Source organism: Mesorhizobium sp. B2-3-2, from assembly GCF_006442295.1.
Taxonomy (GTDB): Bacteria; Pseudomonadota; Alphaproteobacteria; order Rhizobiales; family Rhizobiaceae; genus Mesorhizobium.
In genome coordinates, this window is record NZ_VFWA01000004.1 from 147,168 (window position 1) to 167,211 (window position 20,044).

Here is a 20,044-nt window from a genome sequence, read left to right on the forward strand (position 1 = left end):
TTACTTGCCTGCCTTGGCCCGCTCGATCGCGTCGACGATCATCTTCTTGGCGTATTTGGAATCGTGCCAGCCCTCGATCTTGACCCATTTGCCGGGCTCGAGATCCTTATAGTGCTCGAAGAAGTGCTGCACCTGATCGCGGGTGATCTCCGGCAACTGAGTGTATTCCGTGACGTTCTCGTAACGCAGCGTCAACTTCGGCGACGGCACGGCGATGACCTTCTCGTCCTGGCCGGCATTGTCTTCCATGATCAGCACGCCGATCGGCCGCACATTGATGACGCAGCCGGGCACCAGCGCGCGCGTGTTGCAGACCAGCACGTCGATCGGATCGCCGTCGCCAGACAATGTGTGCGGAACGAAGCCGTAATTGCCGGGATAGCGCATCGAGGTGTGCAGGAAACGGTCGACGAACAGCGTGCCGGCCTCCTTGTCCATCTCGTATTTGATCGGCTCGCCGCCGATCGGCACCTCGATGATGACGTTGACGTCCTCGGGCGGATTCTTTCCGGTGGCGATGGCTTCAATACGCATGACTTATCCCTCTCTCGATTGGCAGACCGATAGCGGGCGGCGCAAAATGGTGCAATGCGGCGAATGGTGCTCAAGAACGCCCAGCAAGACGCAATGGCATTCAACGCGTTCAATCATTAGCAGAAGATGTTTCAGTCTCGTGATTGCGCAGGTTGCGCTTCGCGCCGCTTACGCGATCGTTCCTCGCCGGTCATTCCCAGACGAAAGCAACCTTTTTCAGCGCCTTCTGCTCGAATATCTCGACGCCTTCGGCGATATCGCGGCCGCCGGCACCGGAATAGAAGGCGAGCGCGTTCTGATTGTCTTCCAGCGCCCACACCACCGTGCCCTTCAACCCGTGGTCGGCAAGCCGCGCCCGTGCCGCCTTGAAAAGCCGGCTGCCGAGCCCGATGCCCTGATATTCCGGCCGCAGGTACAATTCATAGATCTCGCCCTGCTGCTTGAGTTCGCGGGCCCGGTTCTTGCCGATCGTGGCATAGCCGGCAACCGTGCCGCCGATCTCGATCACGAGAACGGTGGCTGCGCGGCGGATGGCATTGGCCCACCAGTCGGCGCCGCGACGGTTGATCATCGATGTCAGGGTGCGGTGCGGGATGATGCCGCTATAGGCGCCGCGCCAGGCCTGCAAATGCACATCCGCGATCGCCGCGGCGTCGCGCGATTCGGCTTTGCGGATATCGATGCTCAGCGTATTCATGATTTGTTAACCATAAACCCGCATCGCTCGAATGCAAGAGTCCGGGCGGCCCGGCGGCCGCTTTCTCACAGGCCGTCATCGCCTGCGCAATGCGCGTTCTAGGCTGTCGGTGAAGCTCAAATCTCGACCAGATGATCGTCGAGCTCGTTGGTGTCGCCCGACGTGACCGGGAAGTGCTCGGCGAGCACCGCTCCAACCGATTGGATCGCCTTGACGAAGCCGTCGGCAAGCCGGTCGTCGCCGGCATGTGCGGTAAGCTCGCGCACCACATCATCCCAGACATGCTGGCCAACCTTGGCGTCAATGCCTGAATCGGCGACCACCTCGGCGTAGCGCTCGGTGACCGAGACGAAGACCAGCACGCCGGTGCGCGCGGTCGTGCGGTGGACGTTGCGGGCCAGGAACTGCTTCAGTGCGTTGTCATGCGCGGTCTGATAGCGCAGCCGTCTCGGCACCATATGGATGCGCAGCCCCGGAAAGGCCCATAACAGCAAAAGAAAGCAGGCAAGCGCCAGAAGCTGGGCAATCACGAAGTGGGGCAGGCGGATGGTGAGCCACCAGGCCTCCAGCCCATAGGCGACGGCGAGGCTGACCAGCAGAGTGGCGAGAGCCGCCACGAAGGCAGCCGGAAAGAAGTAGTTGCCGCTGGCATGCGCCACCACGCAGTAGATTTCGCCGTCGGTCCTCGATTCGGCGGCGCGAATCGCCCCGGCGATGCGCTCATGGTCCTGCGGACTGATCGGTCGTATCGCCATGATCCCTCTCACCAGCTTCCCGAAGAGCCGCCGCCGCCGGAAGAGCCGCCACCGCCGGAGAAACCGCCGCCGCCACCGCCCGAGGACCAGCCGCCGCCGCCCGACCAGCCGCCGCCACCTGACGACCAGCCGCCACCTGACGAGCGCCGGCTCGGCTCGAACGTCATGCCGAGCCAGCGGTAACGGCCGGGACCGATCTTCTGGCCGAAGATCGGCGGCAACACCGAGGCCGCTATGCTGCCGAAGAAGATGAGCGCCCAGATGCCGATGAAGATGGCGAAGAACAAATCGTCGGAATTGAACGGCGCCTGCTGGTTGCGCTTGCCGCGTGCTTCCAGCTCCTCGGGATTGCCGTTGAGCACCATGATCATGTCGTCGACGGCCTTGGTGATGCCGCCGGAGAAATCGCCGGCACGGAAGGCCGGCACCATGTCGTTTTCGATGATCAGCTTGGTGTGCAGGTCGGTCAGCGTGCCTTCCAGCCCGTAGCCGACCTCGATGCGCATCTTGCGATCGTTCGGCGCGACCAGAAGCAGCACGCCGTTATTCTCTTTCGCCTGGCCGAGTTTCCAGAACCGGTACAGCCGGTTGGCATAGGGTTCGATCTCTTCGCCGCCGAGGCTGGGGATGGTGGCGACGACGATCTGATCGGAGCCTTTCGTCTCGAAATCGGCAAGCTTCTGCGTCAGTGCCGCCCTGGTCGCCGCATCGATGATGCCTGCATTGTCGACGACACGGCCGGTCAGCGCCGGGAGCTCGGCGGCGAGGGCCGCAAATGGCAGCACGAGAACGAGGAGCAGGACCGCGACGCGACACATGGCGCGTCGTCCCTTATTGGCGGGCAGGATCACCACGTCGGAATCCGGCAATCATCCGCCCTGTTTCGTGCCGAAATCGACCTTCGGCGTCTGCAATTTGTCCTCCTCGACCGTGAAATTGGCGAAGGGCTCGTTGCCGCGGAACCAGAACGTCGCCCACAGCACCGAGGGGAAGGTCCGCAGCGTCAGATTGTAGTCCCTGACCGCCTGGATGTAGTCACGCCGCGCCACCGCGATGCGGTTCTCTGTGCCTTCGAGCTGCGCCTGCAGCGCCAGGAAGTTCTGGTTGGCCTTCAGGTCCGGGTATGCCTCCGACACAGCGAGCAGCCGCGACAGCGCACTGGTCAGCCCTGCCTGGGCATCCTGGAACCTCTTGAGGGCTTCGGGATCCTTCAACGTCTCTGGCGTTACCGTGATCTGCGTCGCCTTGGCGCGCGCCTCGACCACGGCATCGAGCGTGTCCTTTTCGTGCGAGGCGTAGCCCTTGACCGTCTCGACCAGGTTGGGGATGAGGTCGGCGCGGCGTTGATACTGGTTCAGCACCTCGCTCCATGCCGCCTTGGCGTTTTCCTCCGCCGTCGGGATGGTGTTGTAGCCGCAGCCGGCAAGCAGCGGCAGCATGACGGCTATCACCAACAAGGCGGGCAGCGTGCGGAATGTCGGGAAAGCAAGGCGCTGGGCAAACATGATCGGTCCCCTCGGTAGAAGTTGCATGCGAAGCATTACCACAATCGGCGCGCAAGAAAACGACCTCGGCGCAGACGGTTGTCGATGGGGTTACGGTCGGCCGCAAGGCGCTGTAATTGACGGGGCGAACGCGGTAAGGTCGCCACGAAACAGGACAGCATCATGGCGCAGCGCCAGGACAGCGACACCGAATCGCGCCGCATCCTCGAGCGCGTCGCGCGCGAGAGCGATCCGGCCGCAACCTCGCTCGCGGCGCGGACCGCGAAGGCCGTGCGCGACCACGTCGCCGCCGCCGATGCCGACCGCGCCGATCCGATCGAAGTCTGGGGCACGCGCATTGGCCGGATAATTGGGCTGCTGCTGGCGCTGGGCCTGATGGTCTGGCTCGTGCTTTTCCTCACCCGGGGCAGTTAGGATTCCAATGAGCACCGGGCAAGCCAACGCGCCGCGCGCGGTCATCGTCATTTCCAGCCATGTCGCACGCGGCTCGGTCGGCAATCGCGCTGCCGTCTTTGCGCTGGAATCGCTGGGTTTCCCGGTATGGGCGGTGCCGACAATCATCCTGCCCTGGCATCCCGGCCATGGGCGCGCGACCCGCATCGTGCCGCCGCTCGATCAGTTCAAGGCATTGATGGCCGATCTGGAGCGCGCGCCGTGGCTGGGCGAGGTCGGGGCGGTGCTGTCGGGCTATCTCGGCGAGGCCGGCCAGGCCGAAGCCGTCGCCTCGCTGGTCGCCGCGGTCAAGGCGAGAACGCCTGATGCCGTCTACATATGCGATCCGGTGATGGGCGATTCGGGCGGGCTCTATGTGCCGGAGCCGACGGCGATCGCCATGCGCGACCGGCTGATGCCGATCGCCGACATTGCCACCCCTAACCGCTACGAGCTGGAATGGATGGCCGGCGTGCCGTTGCCCGACCTGAAGTCGGTGATGGCGGCGGCGCTCCATGCCGGGCCGTCGACCATGCTGGTCACCTCGGCGCCGTCGATGATTTCAGGCGGCACCGGCAATCTTCTGCTCGACGGCAGCCAGGCGCTGCTTGCCGAGCACCGCGTTATCGAAAAGCCGCCGAACGGTTTGGGAGACCTGACAGCGGCGGTCTACCTGGCGCGCATCCTCTCCGGCCAGCCGGCGATCAAGGCGCTTCAATCGACGACGGCGGCGGTCTACGAAATCCTGGCGCGCACGGCCAAACGCGGCGGCGACGAATTGCAGCTCGAAACCGATGCGCAGAGCCTGTCGCACCCGATGGCGATGGTGCAGCTTCGCCATCTCACGCATCCGGGGCGGGACCGCCGCGCGTGACATCGGCACGGGTGCTGGTCGGCGCGGACGGCTGCAAGGCCGGCTGGGTCGCCGTGCGGAGCGCTCCGAACGCGGCGCCCTCGGTCAAGGTCTTCGCCAGCTTCCCCGCGCTGCTGGCGGCGGTTCCCGACGACGCGATCGTCGCCGTCGACATGCCGATCGGCCTGCCTGAATTTTCGAGCAAGGGCGGGCGCGGGCCGGAGGCGCAGGTCAGGCGGCTGCTCGGGCCACGCCAATCCAGCGTCTTCTCGATCCCGTCTCGTGCGGCACTCTACGCCGATACCGCCGAGTTCACTTCGATCGAAGCCTGGTACGCCGCGCATCGCCGGGCGAGCGACGTGGCCAGGACCACTTCCGATCCGCCGCGCGGCGTTTCGATCCAGGCATTCGGCATCTTTGGCAAAATACGCGAGATCGATACGTTGCTGATCGCGCGGCCCGAACTGCGTCGCCGCGTCTTCGAATCGCATCCGGAAGTGGCTTTCTGTCGGCTCAACGGCGGGCAGGCCATGCTGCTGCCGAAGAAGGTCAAGGGCAGCATCAATCCGGCCGGCATGGCGGAACGCAAGGCGCTGCTTAGCCGGCACGGCTATGACTTGAACTTCCTCGATCAGGCGCCGCCGCGCGGTGCGGCCGCCGACGATTTCCTCGATGCGGCGGCGATGATGCTGATCGCCGGCCGCGTCGCCGCCGGCACGGCAAGGCCGTTTCCCGACCCGCCACTCACCGACGGCTTTGGCATACCGGTCGCCATCTGGGCGTGACAACATTGGCCAGCCTCGCGCCTGACGCATGGCATTTCTCGCCAACCCTACAATTCTGCATTGCTCGCGACGGCCTTTTACCGCTAGAGCGTTTCTCGACCGCAACGCGCTGCCGCCCTCCAACCGGAAAGCCGCCCATGCCTCACCTTCCCGATCACCTTCTCACCGGCTACCGCAATTTCATGAACGGTCGCTATCTCACCGAGAGCGGCCGCTATCGCGAGCTCGCCCGGGAGGGGCAAGCGCCGGAAACCATGATCGTCGCGTGCTGCGATTCCCGCTCGGCACCCGAGGCGATCTTCGACGCAGGGCCCGGCGAACTCTTCGTGCTGCGCAATGTCGGCAATCTGGTGCCGCCTTACGAGCCGGACGGCGAGTTCCACTCGACCTCGGCCGCGCTCGAATTCGCGGTGCAGAGCCTCAAGGTCAAGAACATCGTCGTCATGGGCCATGGCCGCTGCGGTGGTATCCGTGCCGCGCTCGACGCCAATTCCGCGCCGCTGTCGCCGGGCGACTTCATCGGCAAATGGATGAGCCTGATCGCGCCGGCCGCCGAGACCGTGTCGGCCAGCACCTTCATGACGGCGACGGAGCGCCAGACGGCGCTGGAGCGCATCTCGATCCGCTATTCCCTAGCCAATCTCAGGACCTTTCCCTGCGTCTCGATCCTTGAGGGCAAGGGGCGGCTGTCGCTGCACGGTGCCTGGTTCGACATTTCGACCGGCGAGCTCTGGGTGATGAACAAGGAGACCGGCGATTTCGAGCGCCCGGTGCTGGAGTGACCGAAACGGCACGCCAGGCGATGAGCATCCGGCCGGTCATGTTCACCGCCGCCGCACTGCTGATGGCGATCATGGCCGCCCGCGCCGATGACGGCGCCATCATCAGCCGCTGGTATTCGGCCTTGCTGGTCGCCGACCGCACCGAACTTTCCGACCTGCTCGCCGACAATGTGCGTATCGAACTCGACGATCTCGGCATCGTGCAGGGAAAGCAGGAGTTCATCGCCTCGCTCGACGAATGGAAAGGTGCGGTTGCGGGTGCCGCGATCCGACACCGGATCGAGAAGAACGAAGGCGGCATCACCACGGTAATCGCCTGCTACGACTTCCCCAACAATGACATGCTGATGCATGAGACCTTCGCCATAGCGGGCGACCGCATCACGGCCAGCACGCAGAAAGCGCTTGCGGAAAGCTGCGAAGCCTACTGACCGGCGGCGCTGTTGCGCGCGCCGGACGAGCGCCCTACATCGGTGATTTCAGCCCTTCCCGACCTGCCAGCCCGAAAGACAATCCATGCCCGCCACGAAAGCCGTCGACCTCGCCGCTCATCCGCTGACCACGTGGCAAGGGCCGCTCGGCCTGCCCGATTTCGCCCGATTTGGCGACGATGAGTTCGCACCCGTCTTCGACGCGGCGCTGAAGGCGCATGAGGCCGAGATCGAGGCCATCGCCGCGAACGAGGATACGCCGACCATCGAGAACACGCTTCAAGCCCTGGAGCTCGCCGGCGAGGCGCTCGACCATGTCTCGTCGATCTTCTGGTGCCGCGCCGGGGCCCACACCAACGAGGATATCCAGGCGCTGGAGCGCGACATCTCGCCAAGGATGTCGAGGCACTTCTCGGCGATCTCGATGAATGAAAGGCTCTTTGCCCGCATCGACGACCTTTACCAGCGCCGCGAGACGCTCAAGCTCGATGCCGAGACGCTGCGGGTGCTGGAAAAGACCTGGAAGGGTTTTGTCCGCTCGGGTGCAAAACTTGACGCCGAGGGCAAGAAGCGACTGGCAGGGATCAACGAGGAGCTGTCGTCGCTCGGCACCAGCTTCGGCCAGAACGTGCTTGCCGACGAGCGCGACTGGGCGCTGTTCCTCGACGAGGCCGACCTGGCCGGCCTGCCGGACTTCGTCAAGAGCTCGATGGCCGAAGCCGCCGAAATGCGCGGCCAGAAAGGCGGCTATGCCGTCACTTTGTCGCGCTCGATCTACGAGCCGTTCTCGACCTTCTCGGAGCGGCGCGACTTGCGAGAGATCGCCTTCCGCGCCTTCACCATGCGCGGCCAGAATGGCGGCGCGACCGACAACACGGCCGTGGTGCGCGACCAGCTGAAGCTGCGTGCCGAGAAGGCGAAGCTGCTCGGCTACGGCTCCTTCGCGGCGCTGAAGCTCGACGACACCATGGCCAAGACGCCCAAGGCGGTGCACGACCTGCTCGATCCCGTCTGGGAAAAGGCGCTGGCGAAGGCAGCCGCCGACCAGAAGGAATTGGAGCGGCTGGCGGCGGAAGCCGGCAGCAACGAAAAATTCGCCGCCTGGGACTGGCGCTTCTACCAGGAGAAGCTGCGCGCCGAGAAATTCGCCTTCGACGAGGCGGAACTGAAGCCCTATCTCCAACTCGACCGGATCATCGACGCCTGCTTCGACGTCGCGACAAGACTGTTCGGCATCACCTTCGAAGAAAAGAAAGGCATTGCCGCCTGGCATCCGGACGCGCGCGTGTTCGTGGTGAAGAATGCCGATGGCAGCGAGCGCGGCCTGTTCCTGGCCGATTACTTCGCCCGGCCGTCGAAACGCTCCGGGGCCTGGATGAGCGCGCTGAAGTCGGGCTATCGCCTGGGCCACGGTGCGAGCCCGATCATCTACAACATCATGAACTTCGCCAAGCCACCCGTGGGCGAGCCGGCGCTGCTGTCGGTGGACGAGGCGAAGACCTTGTTCCATGAATTCGGCCATGCCCTGCACGGCATGCTGACCGACGTCACCTGGCCTTCGGTGTCGGGCACGTCCGTCAGCCGCGATTTCGTCGAACTGCCCTCGCAGCTCTACGAGCATTGGCTGACCGTGCCGGCGGTGCTGGAAAAGCACGCTTTGCATGTCAAGACCGGCAAGCCGATGCCGAAGGCGCTGCTCGACAAGATGCTCGCCGCGCGCACTTTCGGGGCCGGCTTCGCCACTGTCGAATTCACCGCCTCGGCGCTGATCGACATGGCCTACCACGCGCGGCAGGACGGCCCGCAGGAGCCGCTTCGTTTCGAAGCCGAAACGCTCGAAGAACTCGACATGCCCGACACCATTGCCATGCGCCACCGCACGCCGCATTTCGGCCATGTCTTTGCCGGCGAGGGCTATTCGGCCGGCTACTATTCCTACATGTGGTCGGAAGTGCTGGACGCCGACGCCTTCGCCGCTTTCGAGGAGACGGGCGATCCCTTCAATCCCGCGCTGGCCGAGCGGCTGAGAAAGAACATCTATGCCGCCGGCGGCTCTAAGGATCCGGAAGAGCTCTACACCGCGTTTCGAGGCAAGATGCCCTCGCCGGAAGCCATGATGGTGAAGCGGGGATTGGTGTAGCGCCTTTTTCCTTCTCCCCTTGTGGGAGAAGGTGGATCGGCGCGCTAGCGCCGAGACGGATGAGGGGTGTTCCAGCGGAGTGAGGCGTTGGTGTTCTCTGGAGCCCCCTCATCCGTCGCCTTCGGCGACACCTTCTCCCACAAGGGGAGAAGGGGGAGCCTTATCCTTCCACGGATCCGCTACCCTTGGCCAAATCGCCCGCTTCAGTTTCCTGTAATCCGTCACCGCCGGATTGCTGGGGTACGCGCTCGGCGCCGAGACATAGATAATCTCGGCAGCGATCGGTTCGAAGCCGGCGTAGAAATGGTTGGTCGATTTGATCAGCAACATGTCCTTGGCCAGCGGATCGACGCCGATGTTGGAAAAAATGTCCGGCTCGAAGGTCTGCGTGCGGTTGGTGTTGAGGATGATGTCGACCTCGGTGCCCTCGATGCGGACCAGCGCGGCTGGCCCAAGCGTCACCCGGCTGGGTCCAAAGCTCTGCCAGCCCTCGGCGACAGCTTTCAGCGCCGTGACGCGGGCGTCGATCGGCTCGCCGGCCTGGGGGCCGGCCTTGCCGCCGAAACGCAGGTCGATGACGGCGCCCTCGCCCGCGGCCTGGCAGAAGGTCACGGCGACCGGATCCCAGATCGTCGCCACGCCGACCTTATCGATGCCGCGCGCTAAAAGCTCCCGCAGCACGATGGTGCCATCGCCCGGCACGCCGCCGCCCGGATTATCCCAGATATCGGCGATGACCACCGGCCTGCCGTGCTTTTCAGCGCGAACGGCCAAGGCGCGCTCGATGCCGTCCTTGGCGCTCAGCATCGTCATCGCCGTCTTTTCGCGCATTGCGTAGAGCTCGCGTCCCAGCGTTTCTGCCAGCGCGTCGCCCTTGGCCTTGTCATTGTCGGTGACGACGAGGATGCGCGTGCCCATTTCGGGCACATCCGCGGCCATGAAGCCATGGACGACCGAGATCGACAGCACGCCATCCTTGCCGTGCAGCGCCTTGATGCGGTCGACGAAGGAGCGCATCGGCTCGCGGCTGGTCGGCAGCACCTGGATCATGCGGCAGTCGAAGGTCGAGATGACGGGCTTGATCTCGCCGCGCGCCGCGGCGAGGCCGAGCTCGACGACATGCTCGCCGCGCTCGTAGAAGTCGGTGTGCGGGAATTCGAGGAAATAGGCCATGACATTACAGGCCGCCGCGCGCTTGGGCGTGAGATGGCTGTGCGGATCGAACTCGCAGGCGATCACCACGCCGGGCCCGACGATCTCGCGCACCCGTTCAAGCAGGTCGCCCTCACAATCGTCATAGCCTTGCGCCACCATGGCGCCGTGCAGGCCGAGAATGACGGCCTCTACCGGCAGAGCCGCCCTGAGTTGGCCAAGAATCTCGTCGCGCAGCGCCTCGTAGGTCTGCCGCTGCACCAGGCCGCCGGGTTCGGCCCAGGTGGCGGTGCCCTCGACGACGTCAAGACCTTCCGCGGCCGCGCGCCGACGCAGCGCGACGATCGGCGAGGAGCACAGTGTCGGCGTCTCCGGATGCTTGCCCGGCCCGGCATAGAAGGCCATCTCGAACGATGCCCTGTCGGTCGGCACCGGCGAAAAAGTGTTGGTTTCCGTCGCCAGCGAGGCGGTGAAGATGCGCATGAAAACTCCGTGATGGACTTTCTTGTTTTCGCAATTCCGGGGGGAAACCGCCGCACGCTTTTCCTGGAATTGCTGGGTTGCTATTTGACCGCCCCGAGCGCCAGCCCCCGTACCAGGTAGCGCTGCAGCCAGATGAACAGGATCGCCACCGGTAGCGTCGCCAACAGCGTGGCGGCCATGACGTGATGCCATTCGATCGTGTAGCGCCCGGCGACCAGCGAGAACACCTGGATCGGCAGCGTATAGCTCTCCTGGCTGCGCAGCATGGTCAGCGCCACGACGAATTCGTTCCAGGCGTTGATGAAGGTGAAGATGGCGGTGACGGCAATGGCCGGCAGGCAGAGCGGCAGGAAGACTTTGCGTAACGTCAGCCAGCGCCCGGCGCCTTCCATCCAGGCCGCCTCCTCGAGATCGCGCGGGATGGTGTCGAAATAGCTCTGCAGCATCCACACGGTGAAAGCGACGTTGAAGGCCATATAGATGAAACCGAGCGCCGTCGTCGATTCGACAAGGCCCCAGGCGGCCATCAGCCGGAACAGACCGAGCACCAGCACGATGGGCGAGATCATCTGCGAGATCAGCAGGAATTGGCGGAAGGCGCCATAGCCGGCAAAACGAAAGCGCGACATGGCATAGGCCGCCGGCACCGAGATCAGGATGGCGCCGACCGTGGCGATGACCGAGACATAGAGCGAATTGGCAAGCGCCCGGCCGAAGCCGGTCGCCACCCACATGTCGGCAAAATTCGACCAGCGGAATTCGCTCGGCCACCAGGTCGGCGACAGCACCTCCTGCCGCGGCTTGACCGCGGTCAGGAACATCACCGCGAAGGGGAAGATCGTCACCACGATCAGCGGCGCCAGCAGCAGCCAGGCGATGACGGTTCGCTTCAGCTTGCCCGCCATGCTCCTCATGCGCGCTGCTCCCGCATGGCGAGGCGCACATAGATCATGGTGAAGACCAGCAATATGGCGAACATCACCAGCGACACGGCGGAAGCCTCGCCCAGTTTGCCGATGCGGAAGGCGAGCTTGTAGAGGTGAGTGACCAGTATGTCGGTCGAATTGGCTGGCCCGCCCTGCGTCATCACCCAGATGATCGGGAACGAATTGAAGACGTAGATGGTGTTGAGCACGATGGCGATGTTGATGAACGGCTTCAGGAGCGGAAAGGTGATTTCGCGAAACTGCTGTGCCGGCGTCGCTCCTTCAAGCGCGGCGGCCTCGTAGAGATCGTCCGGAATCGAAGACAGACCGCCGAGGAAGATCGTCGTGGTGAACGGCACCGTCACCAATATACCGATCAGCACCTGCATCGGGAACGCCGTCTCGGCGCTGGCCAGCCATTGGACATTGTGATCGATCAGGCCGAGGCCGAGCAGCGCCGAATTCAGCATGCCGCTTTCGCCGCTCAGCGCCCAGCGCCAGACCACCGCCGTCATGGTCAGCGACACCGCCCAGGGCAGCATGATGATGACGCGGGCAATGCCGCGGCCGTAGAAATCAGTGTTGAGGATGATGGCGACCGGGATCGACAGAAGCAGCGCGCCGCCAACCACCAGTACGGTCCATACCGCCGTGCGCCACAGTGCCGCGACGAAATCGGGATCGGCGGCGAGGGCCGCGAAATTGGCAAGGCCGCTGAATTCGCGCAGCTGGCCGAAGCGGTTGACGTCATGGGTTGCGATCTGGATCAGGTCCCAGACCGGCCAGAAGATGACGACCGCCGCCAGGAACAGACTGGGCAAGGTCAGCAGATAGGGCAAGAAACGATTTTGCATCGGCTGGCCTGGGTTCCGGCGCGCTGGATCGGAAGGTCTATGCGAATTTTCGGATCCGCCGCAGCAGGCGTGAACCAAGAGAGTGGCGCGCTCCACCTGAGTGGGGCGCGCCACGGGCGCAGGGAGATACGCCCTATTTCTTCAGCACCGCGTTGGCCTTGGCCGCCGCATCCTTCAAACCTGCCTCCGGGTCGCCGCCGAGATAGATCTTCTGCATGGCGTCCGACGTGATCTGGGCGATCTCCTCCCAGCCCGGAATGACCGGCGCAAAGCGGGCGTCGGGCAGAAGCGCGGTGAAGGCGGCGAGGTCGGCATTGTTGACGTAATAGTCCATCTTGGCCTCTTCCTTGTTCACCGGCAGGAAGCCTTCGCCTTGCGTGAACTTGGCGCGCTGTTCCGTGGTGAACAGGAAGTCGAGCAGCTTCCAGGCCTCGTCCTTGTTCTTGGAGTTCTTGAACATGATGATGGAATCGGTGACGCCATAGGTGCCGCGCGCGCCCGTCGGGCCGGCCGGTATAGCCGCCACGCCATATTTCAGGCTCGGCGCTTCTTCCTTGATCTGGTTGGACAGGAAGGGCGCGGTGATCATCATGCCGACCTTGCCCTGCTTGAACAGGTTCTGGACGTCCTCACGGTTGTTGGAGGTGACGCCGGGTTCCGTCAGGCCTTCGTCGATCATCGACTTGTAGAGCTTGGCGGCTTCGAGCGCGCCTGGCGTGCTCAAGCCCGATGTGCCGTCCTTATTGAGGATCTCGGTGCCGTATGACCACATCGCATAATAATAATAGACGTCGGTCTCGATCTCCTTGCCCTGCAGGCCGAAGCCGAATGTGCCGGACCCCAGCGCCTTGATCTTGCGGGCGTCCTCCTGCAGCTCGGTCCAATTGGCCGGCGGTTTGGCGATGCCGGCCTTCTCGAACAACTCCTTGTTGTAATACATGGCGCGCGCCGAAGCGGCGATCGGCAGGCCGTAGGTCTTGCCGTCCATGATCGAAGGCGACAGGAACGTGTCGATGAAACGGCCCTTGAAATCTGGCGTGATATAGCTGTCGAGCGGCTCGGCGACGTCCTGCTGCACGAAGTCGATCAGCCATCGCGTGCCGATGATCGAGAGATCCGCATTGGTGCCGGCGGTGATGTCGGTGGTCAGCTTCTGCAAGAGCACATCCCATGGCACCACTTCGAACTTGACCGTGATGCCGGGGTTCTTTGCCTCGAACTCCTTCTTGACCTCCTCGAAATAGGGGCCGGTCTTGGCGCTGTATTCGGCGACGGTGACGCGCACCTCGCCGGCTTGCGCCTGTGCCGCGAAGGCCAGCATGCTCATTCCGGCCATCAAGCCGGCAGTCCATTTCGCAATGCTCATCCGATCTCTCCCATTTTGTTCCGCGCTTTGCGCTCCTCACGCCGATGTGGGCGCAGGATTATGTGACTTTCCTACATTATCGAGGAACTGGCCGCACGCAAGCAGATTATCGTGTTGCTTAATTACATTCCATTCACTAGCCTGCCGACATCTGCCTGACATGCGGAGGAGCGCGCATCGTGGTTTCGAGAGCCGAGTTCGAGGGCAGGACTGTCGTCGTCACGGGTGCCGGCGGCGGGCTCGGCTCGGCCATCGTCGCGTTGCTGGCCGGAAGAGGCGCGCGGGTGGTCGGCTGCGATCAATCGGAGGAGGCTTTGGAAAGCCCGCACCTCGCCTCGCGCCATGTCTTCAACCTTCTCGACCGGGTTTCGGTCGAGGCAGCCGTCGCGGCCGTGCTCGACAAAGACGGCGTGCCCGACATCCTGATCAACAATGCCGGCTGGACGCGCGCGGAGACGCTTGGCGCATTGACGGCCGACAGGATAGAGCAGGAACTCGATCTCAACCTGACCGGCGTGATGACGTTCGCCGATCCGCTGGTCAAGGCGATGGCGGCGCGCGGTTCGGGCAGCGTCGTCTTCATTTCCTCCGTCAACGCCGTCGCCCATTTCGGCAACCCGGCCTATGCCGCCGCCAAGGCCGGCATCAACGCCTATGCCAAGGCGATCGCCGTCGAGCTCGGCCGCAGCGGCGTTCGCGCCAATGTCGTCTGTCCCGGATCGATCCGCACCCCCGCCTGGGACCATCGCCTGGCCAAGAACCCCGATATTCTCGGCAAGCTCCAGCGGCTCTATCCGCTCGGCCGCATCGTCAATGCCTCTGAGGTGGCGGAAGCCGTGGCGTTCCTTGCCTCCGACCGGGCGTCGGGCGTAACGGGCGTGGTGATGCCGGTGGATGCCGGCCTGACCGCCGGCTGCCTGCCGTTCATAGACGACATAGTGGGAGCGTGACCATGACCGACGTCCAGTTCCGCGGCCTTTCGAAATCCTTCGGACAGCACAGCATCCTCGAGAACATCAATCTCGACATCGAGAGTGGCGAATTCGTCGTGCTGGTCGGCCCGTCCGGCTGCGGCAAGTCGACCCTGCTGCGCATGCTGGCCGGACTGGAAACGATAAGCTCGGGCGATCTGGTCATTGGCGGCGTGCGCGCCAACGACCTGCCGCCGCAGCAGCGCAACATCGCCATGGTCTTCCAGTCCTACGCACTGTTTCCGCATCTCAAGGCCTCCGACAATATCGGCTTCGGACCGAAAATCCGCGGCGAGAGTCGCGCCGCGGTCGAGGACAAGGTCAAGAAGGCATCCGGCGTCCTCAACCTGTTCTCCTATCTCGACCGCTTCCCCCGGCAATTGTCGGGGGGCCAGCGCCAGCGCGTCGCCATGGGCCGCGCCATCGTGCGCGAACCCTCGGTCTTCCTGTTCGACGAACCGCTGTCCAACCTCGACGCGCAATTGCGGGTGCAGATGCGCACCGAGATCAAGGCGCTGCACCAGCGACTGAAATCGACGGTCGTCTACGTCACCCACGATCAGATCGAGGCCATGACCATGGCCGACCGCATCGTGGTGATGGATCGCGGCCGGATCCAGCAGGTCGGGCCGCCGCTGGAGCTCTATGACCGGCCGGCCAACAAGTTCGTCGCCGGCTTTCTCGGCTCGCCGTCGATGAGTTTCGTTTCCGGGTCCCTCAAGACGACGGCCACGAACAGCTGGTTCGAATCGACCGGCGGCGGAAGGCTTGCGCTTGCCGGCAAAGAGGTACCGGCAGGTGGTGCGGTGGAGGCCGGCATCCGGCCCGAGCATTTTGTCATCGGCGAAGCTGCCGACGCGATGACCATCAAGGTGGACGTCGTCGAGCCGACGGGCTCGGAAACCCATGTCTACGGTGCTATTGGCAACGATACGGTGCGCGTCGTCTTCCGCGACCGGATGCAGGTGAAGCCGGGCGACCGCCTGCCGGTCTCGGTCGAGCCGCGCAACATCCATCTTTTCGACAGGGCGACGGGCCTGCCTCTATGAAAGCACAAGCGTGAAGACACCGGCCGACATCATCACCCGGTTGCAGCTGATGTCGCAGGACGGCACCAAGTCGGATCGTCGGCTGGCCGGCCTGGTCCTGTCCGATCTCGATTTCGCCTCCAAGGCGGCGATCTCGGAGATCGCCGCGCGCGTCGGCGTCAGCGAGCCGACGGTGACCCGCTTCTGCCGCAATCTCGGCTGCGAAGGCCTGCGCGACTTCAAGTTCTATCTGGCGCAGGCGATCGCCATCGGCGGACAGTATCTGTCGCCCGAGCCGCTGAGCCGCGACGCCCGTGAGCAGCGCATCGCATCGGCCATCACCGAGGCGGCGATATCGGCCATCCAGCGCGCCAGCGAAAACCTCGACATGACGACGCTGGTCGACGTCGCCGCGCGCATTGCCACGTCAGGCAACGTGCTGTGCGTCGGCTCCGGCGGCATTTCCTCGATGATGGCGACCGAAATGCAAAACAGGCTGTTCAGACTGGGCCTGCCCGTGCTGGCGCAGATCGACGGGCAATTGCAGCGCATGTACGCCGCCGTGGCCACGCCAGAGACAACGCTGGTCGCCTTCTCGGTTTCCGGCTATGCGCGGTCGGTCATCGAGGCGGTGCAGGTCGCGCAGCAATATGGCGCCACAACGGTCGCCGTCACCGCGCCGGACTCGGCATTGGCCCGGGCCGCCGACACCGTCATCCATTTGCAGCCGCTCGAGGACGGCAACATCTATAAGCCGACATCGTCGCGCTATGCGCTGCTGGCGATCGTCGACATGATCGTCACGTCGGTGGCCGAGACGCGCGGCCCGAAGGTGCTGGAGAATTTGCGTCGCATCAAGCAGAGCGTGAACACGCTGAAGGTCGACGATCCGCGTTTGCCGCTGGGCGATTGAACTTCAGGCCGAAGCACTGAGCGCCTCGATACGCTGCATCAGCACCTCGGGTTCACCCGTCACGCGCAGCGTCTTGAGCCGTGCCGTGGCGCCGGCGACAACCGAAACGGCCGAGGTCGGCACGCCGAGCGTCTTGGCGGCCAGCTTCTCCAACGCTTGATTGGCGGCGCCGTTTTCGGGCACGGCGCGGACCCGTGCCTTCACATGATTTCGCCCGTCAGCCGATGTCTCGATGCCTTCGAACCTGTCAATGGAAGACTTCGGCGTCAGCCGGACAAACAGCTCGATGCCGTTCTCGCGGATGCGGAACGGGGCATTCATGCGATCGTCGGGCTCACAGCACCAGCGGTGCCACGGTGGTGAGCAAGAACTGCCGGAGGAAGAACAGGATCAGCAGCAGGATGATCGGCGAGATGTCGATACCGCCAAGGTCCGGCATGAAACGCCGGATCGGCCTGAGCGCCGGCTCGGTCAGCCGGTAGAGCATGTTGCCGATGCTGCCGACAAACTGGTTGCGCGAGTTGACGACGTTGAAGGCGTAGAGCCAGGAAAAGATCGCCGAGATGATGATGACCCACCAATAGAGGTCGAGCGCCATGACGATTGTTTGAATGAGGGCGAGCATGCCGGTCTCCAATTGTTGCCGACATGTAGCCATTGCGCGCGAAACCGGCAAGGGCAGGCTTCGGCCGCCAGGATTTCGGCAAAACGTCGCCTTGACAGAAAACTGCCGTGCCCGATAAATGCGCCATCCGCTGGACGGGGCTGTAGCTCAGCTGGGAGAGCGCGTCGTTCGCAATGACGAGGTCAGGGGTTCGATCCCCCTCAGCTCCACCAGCGGAATAATCCATTTTCCGTTTGTCGCTGCGTTGCAACAGCCGAAGCCACGTCGGGTGGCTACGGTGCGAAATGTCACGATACCGGCGCTCCTTTCGGCCCGCCACGGTCGATTGCGAGAGCCTCCCGGGGCAAACGCCTGTCAATTGGACTTATGACGGTGATCGCTATCGAATCGCGCTATTTTTTTTGGAATCCACCCCATTAGAGTGGCATTACCAAATCAGTTTTTTCTGTGTGTTGTAGCAAGGCGTTTCGGTGGGGGCGGCTGAAGGCGCTATACGGATTTGGAAGTCGATATGAAGAACCCGCCCGCGGAAGCAAAACGTGTCAATTCGCGAGTATCTCGCTGCAAATCTCAGACGGCTCTGTAAGGAGCATGCCTCGGTAAGCGCGGTATGCCGGGAACTGGGCATCAATCGGACGCAGTTCGAACGCTACCTTCAGGGACAGTCCGTTCCGAACAAAGCGACAGCCAAGCTGATCTGCGAGTATTTCCGCATCGACGAAGCCGAATTGTACCGGGAACCGGGCGCGCCGAAGCCTACGGTTCGCGGCCTGCCACCGATTTCCGAAAGCCTGTTCAACCAAATGATCCGGCCGCCCGCCCCGTCGATCGCGGGCGGCACCTACTTCACCTATTTTTCGATCCCGGCTCGCCCCGACCTGTTGATGCGGTCGGTGACCTTCGTGCGGCGCGATGCCGAGCTGGTGACGTTCCGAAGGGTCACTGGATGGTCGGAGCGCCGGGGAACGACATGGGCGCGGGCGCGCGGCAATCATTACGGCGTGGCGATCTCGCGCCTGAACTGGATCTACTTCAGCGGGGTCAATCGCCGCCAGACCGGTGAACCATCGCTGATCTCGGTGCAGTGGGCTCCCATCTCGGAACCGGTGCTGATCGGCAAGGCCATGCTTCTGACGGAAGCCGGGCCGGCCTTCGTGTCGGTCATCATGCGGCAGGACGTATCCATCCGCCCGCGGCAGGCGATCCGCATGGCGCACGTCGTCAAGCTCGACGACCCGAGCCTCGACCAACTCGTGGTCAGCCTCGCGCGGGACGGGCTGGACTGACCGCGTCAGAATCTTCCCTTGTTACGCTAAATAAGAATAATCCTATCCGGAAAGAGCGTATGCCGGCAATCATCTACTCCGTATACGAGTAAAATCGATTTTTTGTACTTTAAGGCCATGAAAGATAATTTAGATTAATTCAGTTTTACTACTATTTTAACAAACCATTAACTCTTTCGATCTTACCTTCCGCCCGTGGATCCCGTTTTGGGGATCTTTTCAACAGATCCCATTTGGGGTCAGGAAGGGATGAAAATGGCGAAGAAAGTGAACGCTGCTCCGAAGCTGACGATTGCCGCAGGCACCCAGACCGTCTTCTTTTCGCAGGGCATGCACTACAACAAGCGCTGAGCTGCCCGAGGCGCCGGCGACGGTGTTGGTCGGCGCCTCGCCTTCGCAATGAGATTTCTGCATTGGCTTTCGGCATCATGAAAATGCGCTCCGCAAAAACGCTTGTCTTCTATCCCGGCGCCAACAAGGTCACTGCGTGCAATTTCCTGACCAGAAGCGTGTTCGAATGCAGTTCCGAGGTGATCGGTCTTCTCGCATCCTGGGACAAATGGGCATCCGCGGCGGAGATCGCGCGGGACCACGGATGGTCGCGATCAGAGCTGGATGCCGTCATCCCCCAATTGCTCGATTTTTCCGCACTGGTGACCGCCGGGTCGCAACTGGCCGAACAGGAAACCCAATTCTCCGGACAATGGAACTGGGGCATTCCGACCGCGCTGATGCATTTCTGCGTTCAGGACAGCGAGTTCATGACCATAGAGCAGGCGGAGGCACGACAGATCGAACGCGCCGGTCACAGCGTGCAGCCCGACCTCGTGCTCAGAAATTCCGCGGCGGCCATCCGGCTGCCGGACGCGCTGGGCAACAATGAACTCCTTGCCTTGATGGCGCAGCGCCGCACGAACCGAACGGCGGCGGCGCCCACCATCACCGCGAAACAGCTTTCCGACTGCCTGTTTGCGGGCATGGGCATCACCGGCGAAACCAGCAACTGCGTCGGCGCCCTGCCGCTGGGCATGACCCCTTCCGGCGGCGCGAGAAACCCCTATGAAGCCTATGTGGTTGCGCCGGCGGTGGAAGGGCTGGAGCCCGGTGTCTACCACTACTCGGCTGCCGGACACGACCTTGAAAGGATTTCGGCGAACCACCTGCCGAAGATCTCCGAACTGGTCGGCGGACAGGAATGGGCCGACACCATGCCCTGCCTGGTCCTGCTTTGCGCCAGGCTCGACCGTACCATGTGGAAGTACGAGGACGCCAACGCCTATCGTGTCGTGCTGATCGAAGCCGGCCATATCGGCCAGAACATGATGCTGGCGGCGACCAGGCACGGCCTGTCGGCCTGCCCGACCGCGGCACTCAGCCACTCCGCGATCAAGCGCCTGCTCGGCCTCGACCGCCTCACCGACGCGCCCATCTACGCCTTGACCCTGTCTGTCCCGGAGACCAATCCGCGTCCGGCAGCGCGGTCAATCAATTAGCCGATCGATTATGTTCAGAGTGCCCGGTGAGGG

The 20,044-nt window shown here is 63.5% G+C and carries 22 protein-coding genes and 1 tRNA gene; 12 read left to right on the forward strand and 11 right to left on the reverse strand.

Features of this window, described 5'->3' with window-relative positions; all coding sequences use genetic code 11:
* The 5 genes from ppa to FJ964_RS12235 all read right to left on the reverse strand — a co-directional run bounded on the left by ppa (window position 1) and on the right by FJ964_RS12235 (window position 3,491).
* Window positions 1-534 carry an inorganic diphosphatase gene (gene ppa / locus FJ964_RS12215; protein WP_140514009.1) on the reverse strand — a complete coding sequence of 178 codons (534 nt, stop codon included), beginning with the start codon at window positions 532-534 and terminating at the stop codon, window positions 1-3.
* Between the two features lie 190 nt (window positions 535-724).
* Window positions 725-1,231, reverse strand: a complete 507-nt coding sequence (locus tag FJ964_RS12220) for a GNAT family N-acetyltransferase (RefSeq protein WP_140492466.1) — start codon at window positions 1,229-1,231, stop codon at window positions 725-727.
* Between the two features lie 116 nt (window positions 1,232-1,347).
* Window positions 1,348-1,986, reverse strand: a complete 639-nt coding sequence (locus tag FJ964_RS12225) for a TPM domain-containing protein (protein WP_140524615.1) — start codon at window positions 1,984-1,986, stop codon at window positions 1,348-1,350.
* Between the two features lie 8 nt (window positions 1,987-1,994).
* Window positions 1,995-2,804, reverse strand: a complete 810-nt coding sequence (locus tag FJ964_RS12230) for a YgcG family protein (RefSeq protein ID WP_140550942.1) — start codon at window positions 2,802-2,804, stop codon at window positions 1,995-1,997.
* Between the two features lie 51 nt (window positions 2,805-2,855).
* Window positions 2,856-3,491: a LemA family protein gene (locus FJ964_RS12235; RefSeq protein ID WP_140550628.1), complete on the reverse strand. Its 636-nt coding sequence runs from the start codon at window positions 3,489-3,491 to the stop codon at window positions 2,856-2,858.
* Window positions 3,492-3,653: 162 nt separating this feature from the next.
* Between FJ964_RS12235 and FJ964_RS12240 the strand changes: the two genes are divergently transcribed.
* From FJ964_RS12240 to FJ964_RS12265, 6 genes are all read left to right on the forward strand, one after another.
* Window positions 3,654-3,905 carry a hypothetical protein gene (locus tag FJ964_RS12240; protein ID WP_140550629.1) on the forward strand — a complete coding sequence of 84 codons (252 nt, stop codon included), beginning with the start codon at window positions 3,654-3,656 and terminating at the stop codon, window positions 3,903-3,905.
* A 7-nt stretch (window positions 3,906-3,912) separates the two neighbouring features.
* Window positions 3,913-4,797 carry a pyridoxal kinase PdxY gene (gene pdxY, locus FJ964_RS12245; protein WP_140550630.1) on the forward strand — a complete coding sequence of 295 codons (885 nt, stop codon included), beginning with the start codon at window positions 3,913-3,915 and terminating at the stop codon, window positions 4,795-4,797.
* A complete protein-coding gene (locus FJ964_RS12250) occupies window positions 4,794-5,561 on the forward strand; it encodes a DUF429 domain-containing protein (protein WP_140550631.1) in 768 nt (255 codons plus the stop codon). Before pdxY ends, FJ964_RS12250 begins: the two co-directional genes overlap by 4 nt.
* Before the next feature lie 137 nt (window positions 5,562-5,698).
* Window positions 5,699-6,343 (forward strand): carbonic anhydrase, encoded by a 645-nt coding sequence (locus FJ964_RS12255; RefSeq protein WP_140550632.1) that lies wholly within the window; start codon window positions 5,699-5,701, stop codon window positions 6,341-6,343.
* A gap of 20 nt (window positions 6,344-6,363) precedes the next feature.
* A complete protein-coding gene (locus FJ964_RS12260) occupies window positions 6,364-6,774 on the forward strand; it encodes a nuclear transport factor 2 family protein (protein WP_181172459.1) in 411 nt (136 codons plus the stop codon).
* An 85-nt stretch (window positions 6,775-6,859) separates the two neighbouring features.
* Window positions 6,860-8,914, forward strand: a complete 2,055-nt coding sequence (locus tag FJ964_RS12265; RefSeq protein WP_140550634.1) for a M3 family metallopeptidase — start codon at window positions 6,860-6,862, stop codon at window positions 8,912-8,914.
* Between the two features lie 108 nt (window positions 8,915-9,022).
* On the opposite strand, the gene FJ964_RS12270 is transcribed toward FJ964_RS12265, so the two are convergent.
* The 4 genes from FJ964_RS12270 to FJ964_RS12285 all read right to left on the reverse strand — a co-directional run bounded on the left by FJ964_RS12270 (window position 9,023) and on the right by FJ964_RS12285 (window position 13,695).
* The gene (locus tag FJ964_RS12270) at window positions 9,023-10,549 is read right to left on the reverse strand and encodes a M81 family metallopeptidase (protein ID WP_140550635.1); all 1,527 of its coding nucleotides are present in this window, start codon (window positions 10,547-10,549) and stop codon (window positions 9,023-9,025) included.
* 80 nt (window positions 10,550-10,629) lie between these two features.
* Window positions 10,630-11,454 (reverse strand): carbohydrate ABC transporter permease, encoded by an 825-nt coding sequence (locus FJ964_RS12275; protein WP_140524682.1) that lies wholly within the window; start codon window positions 11,452-11,454, stop codon window positions 10,630-10,632.
* A gap of 5 nt (window positions 11,455-11,459) precedes the next feature.
* The gene (locus tag FJ964_RS12280) at window positions 11,460-12,329 is read right to left on the reverse strand and encodes a sugar ABC transporter permease (protein WP_140550636.1); all 870 of its coding nucleotides are present in this window, start codon (window positions 12,327-12,329) and stop codon (window positions 11,460-11,462) included.
* A 133-nt stretch (window positions 12,330-12,462) separates the two neighbouring features.
* Window positions 12,463-13,695, reverse strand: coding sequence for a sugar ABC transporter substrate-binding protein (locus tag FJ964_RS12285; RefSeq protein ID WP_140550637.1), 1,233 nt, complete (start codon window positions 13,693-13,695; stop codon window positions 12,463-12,465).
* 179 nt (window positions 13,696-13,874) lie between these two features.
* Here FJ964_RS12285 and FJ964_RS12290 point away from each other — a divergent pair, with 179 nt between their 5' ends.
* The 3 genes from FJ964_RS12290 to FJ964_RS12300 are packed head-to-tail and all read left to right on the forward strand — an operon-like array spanning window position 13,875 to window position 16,607.
* Window positions 13,875-14,645, forward strand: a complete 771-nt coding sequence (locus tag FJ964_RS12290; protein ID WP_140550638.1) for an SDR family oxidoreductase — start codon at window positions 13,875-13,877, stop codon at window positions 14,643-14,645.
* Window positions 14,646-14,647: 2 nt separating this feature from the next.
* The gene (gene ugpC / locus FJ964_RS12295; protein ID WP_140550639.1) at window positions 14,648-15,715 is read left to right on the forward strand and encodes a sn-glycerol-3-phosphate ABC transporter ATP-binding protein UgpC; all 1,068 of its coding nucleotides are present in this window, start codon (window positions 14,648-14,650) and stop codon (window positions 15,713-15,715) included.
* A gap of 10 nt (window positions 15,716-15,725) precedes the next feature.
* Window positions 15,726-16,607, forward strand: coding sequence for a MurR/RpiR family transcriptional regulator (locus FJ964_RS12300; RefSeq protein WP_140550640.1), 882 nt, complete (start codon window positions 15,726-15,728; stop codon window positions 16,605-16,607).
* A 3-nt stretch (window positions 16,608-16,610) separates the two neighbouring features.
* Here the strand turns inward: FJ964_RS12300 and FJ964_RS12305 are convergent, their stop codons facing one another.
* Complete coding sequence (locus tag FJ964_RS12305) at window positions 16,611-16,928, reverse strand: DUF167 domain-containing protein (protein ID WP_140550641.1); 318 nt, start codon at window positions 16,926-16,928, stop codon at window positions 16,611-16,613.
* 13 nt (window positions 16,929-16,941) lie between these two features.
* Complete coding sequence (locus FJ964_RS12310; protein WP_140492518.1) at window positions 16,942-17,232, reverse strand: YggT family protein; 291 nt, start codon at window positions 17,230-17,232, stop codon at window positions 16,942-16,944.
* Window positions 17,233-17,368: 136 nt separating this feature from the next.
* Here FJ964_RS12310 and FJ964_RS12315 point away from each other — a divergent pair.
* The 3 genes from FJ964_RS12315 to FJ964_RS12330 all read left to right on the forward strand — a co-directional run bounded on the left by FJ964_RS12315 (window position 17,369) and on the right by FJ964_RS12330 (window position 20,011).
* A tRNA-Ala gene (locus FJ964_RS12315) sits at window positions 17,369-17,444 on the forward strand.
* Between the two features lie 327 nt (window positions 17,445-17,771).
* A complete protein-coding gene (locus FJ964_RS12320) occupies window positions 17,772-18,518 on the forward strand; it encodes a helix-turn-helix transcriptional regulator (protein ID WP_140550642.1) in 747 nt (248 codons plus the stop codon).
* A gap of 434 nt (window positions 18,519-18,952) precedes the next feature.
* Entirely contained in the window at window positions 18,953-20,011 is a 1,059-nt protein-coding gene (locus FJ964_RS12330) for a SagB/ThcOx family dehydrogenase (RefSeq protein ID WP_224713198.1), read from the forward strand.
* Window positions 20,012-20,044 lie beyond the last annotated feature (33 nt).

What these genes read in the sequence shown, in the direction of transcription:
- ppa (WP_140514009.1), bottom strand. Translation starts at nt 534, where the DNA reads ATGCGTATTGAAGCCATCGCCACCGGAAAGAATCCGCCCGAGGACGTC.
- FJ964_RS12220 (WP_140492466.1), bottom strand. Translation starts at nt 1,231, where the DNA reads ATGAATACGCTGAGCATCGATATCCGCAAAGCCGAATCGCGCGACGCC.
- FJ964_RS12225 (WP_140524615.1), bottom strand. Translation starts at nt 1,986, where the DNA reads ATGGCGATACGACCGATCAGTCCGCAGGACCATGAGCGCATCGCCGGG.
- FJ964_RS12230 (WP_140550942.1), bottom strand. Translation starts at nt 2,804, where the DNA reads ATGTGTCGCGTCGCGGTCCTGCTCCTCGTTCTCGTGCTGCCATTTGCG.
- FJ964_RS12235 (WP_140550628.1), bottom strand. Translation starts at nt 3,491, where the DNA reads ATGTTTGCCCAGCGCCTTGCTTTCCCGACATTCCGCACGCTGCCCGCC.
- FJ964_RS12240 (WP_140550629.1), top strand. Translation starts at nt 3,654, where the DNA reads ATGGCGCAGCGCCAGGACAGCGACACCGAATCGCGCCGCATCCTCGAG.
- pdxY (WP_140550630.1), top strand. Translation starts at nt 3,913, where the DNA reads ATGAGCACCGGGCAAGCCAACGCGCCGCGCGCGGTCATCGTCATTTCC.
- FJ964_RS12255 (WP_140550632.1), top strand. Translation starts at nt 5,699, where the DNA reads ATGCCTCACCTTCCCGATCACCTTCTCACCGGCTACCGCAATTTCATG.
- FJ964_RS12260 (WP_181172459.1), top strand. Translation starts at nt 6,364, where the DNA reads ATGAGCATCCGGCCGGTCATGTTCACCGCCGCCGCACTGCTGATGGCG.
- FJ964_RS12265 (WP_140550634.1), top strand. Translation starts at nt 6,860, where the DNA reads ATGCCCGCCACGAAAGCCGTCGACCTCGCCGCTCATCCGCTGACCACG.
- FJ964_RS12270 (WP_140550635.1), bottom strand. Translation starts at nt 10,549, where the DNA reads ATGCGCATCTTCACCGCCTCGCTGGCGACGGAAACCAACACTTTTTCG.
- FJ964_RS12275 (WP_140524682.1), bottom strand. Translation starts at nt 11,454, where the DNA reads ATGGCGGGCAAGCTGAAGCGAACCGTCATCGCCTGGCTGCTGCTGGCG.
- FJ964_RS12280 (WP_140550636.1), bottom strand. Translation starts at nt 12,329, where the DNA reads ATGCAAAATCGTTTCTTGCCCTATCTGCTGACCTTGCCCAGTCTGTTC.
- FJ964_RS12285 (WP_140550637.1), bottom strand. Translation starts at nt 13,695, where the DNA reads ATGAGCATTGCGAAATGGACTGCCGGCTTGATGGCCGGAATGAGCATG.
- ugpC (WP_140550639.1), top strand. Translation starts at nt 14,648, where the DNA reads ATGACCGACGTCCAGTTCCGCGGCCTTTCGAAATCCTTCGGACAGCAC.
- FJ964_RS12305 (WP_140550641.1), bottom strand. Translation starts at nt 16,928, where the DNA reads ATGAATGCCCCGTTCCGCATCCGCGAGAACGGCATCGAGCTGTTTGTC.
- FJ964_RS12310 (WP_140492518.1), bottom strand. Translation starts at nt 17,232, where the DNA reads ATGCTCGCCCTCATTCAAACAATCGTCATGGCGCTCGACCTCTATTGG.
- FJ964_RS12330 (WP_224713198.1), top strand. Translation starts at nt 18,953, where the DNA reads ATGCGCTCCGCAAAAACGCTTGTCTTCTATCCCGGCGCCAACAAGGTC.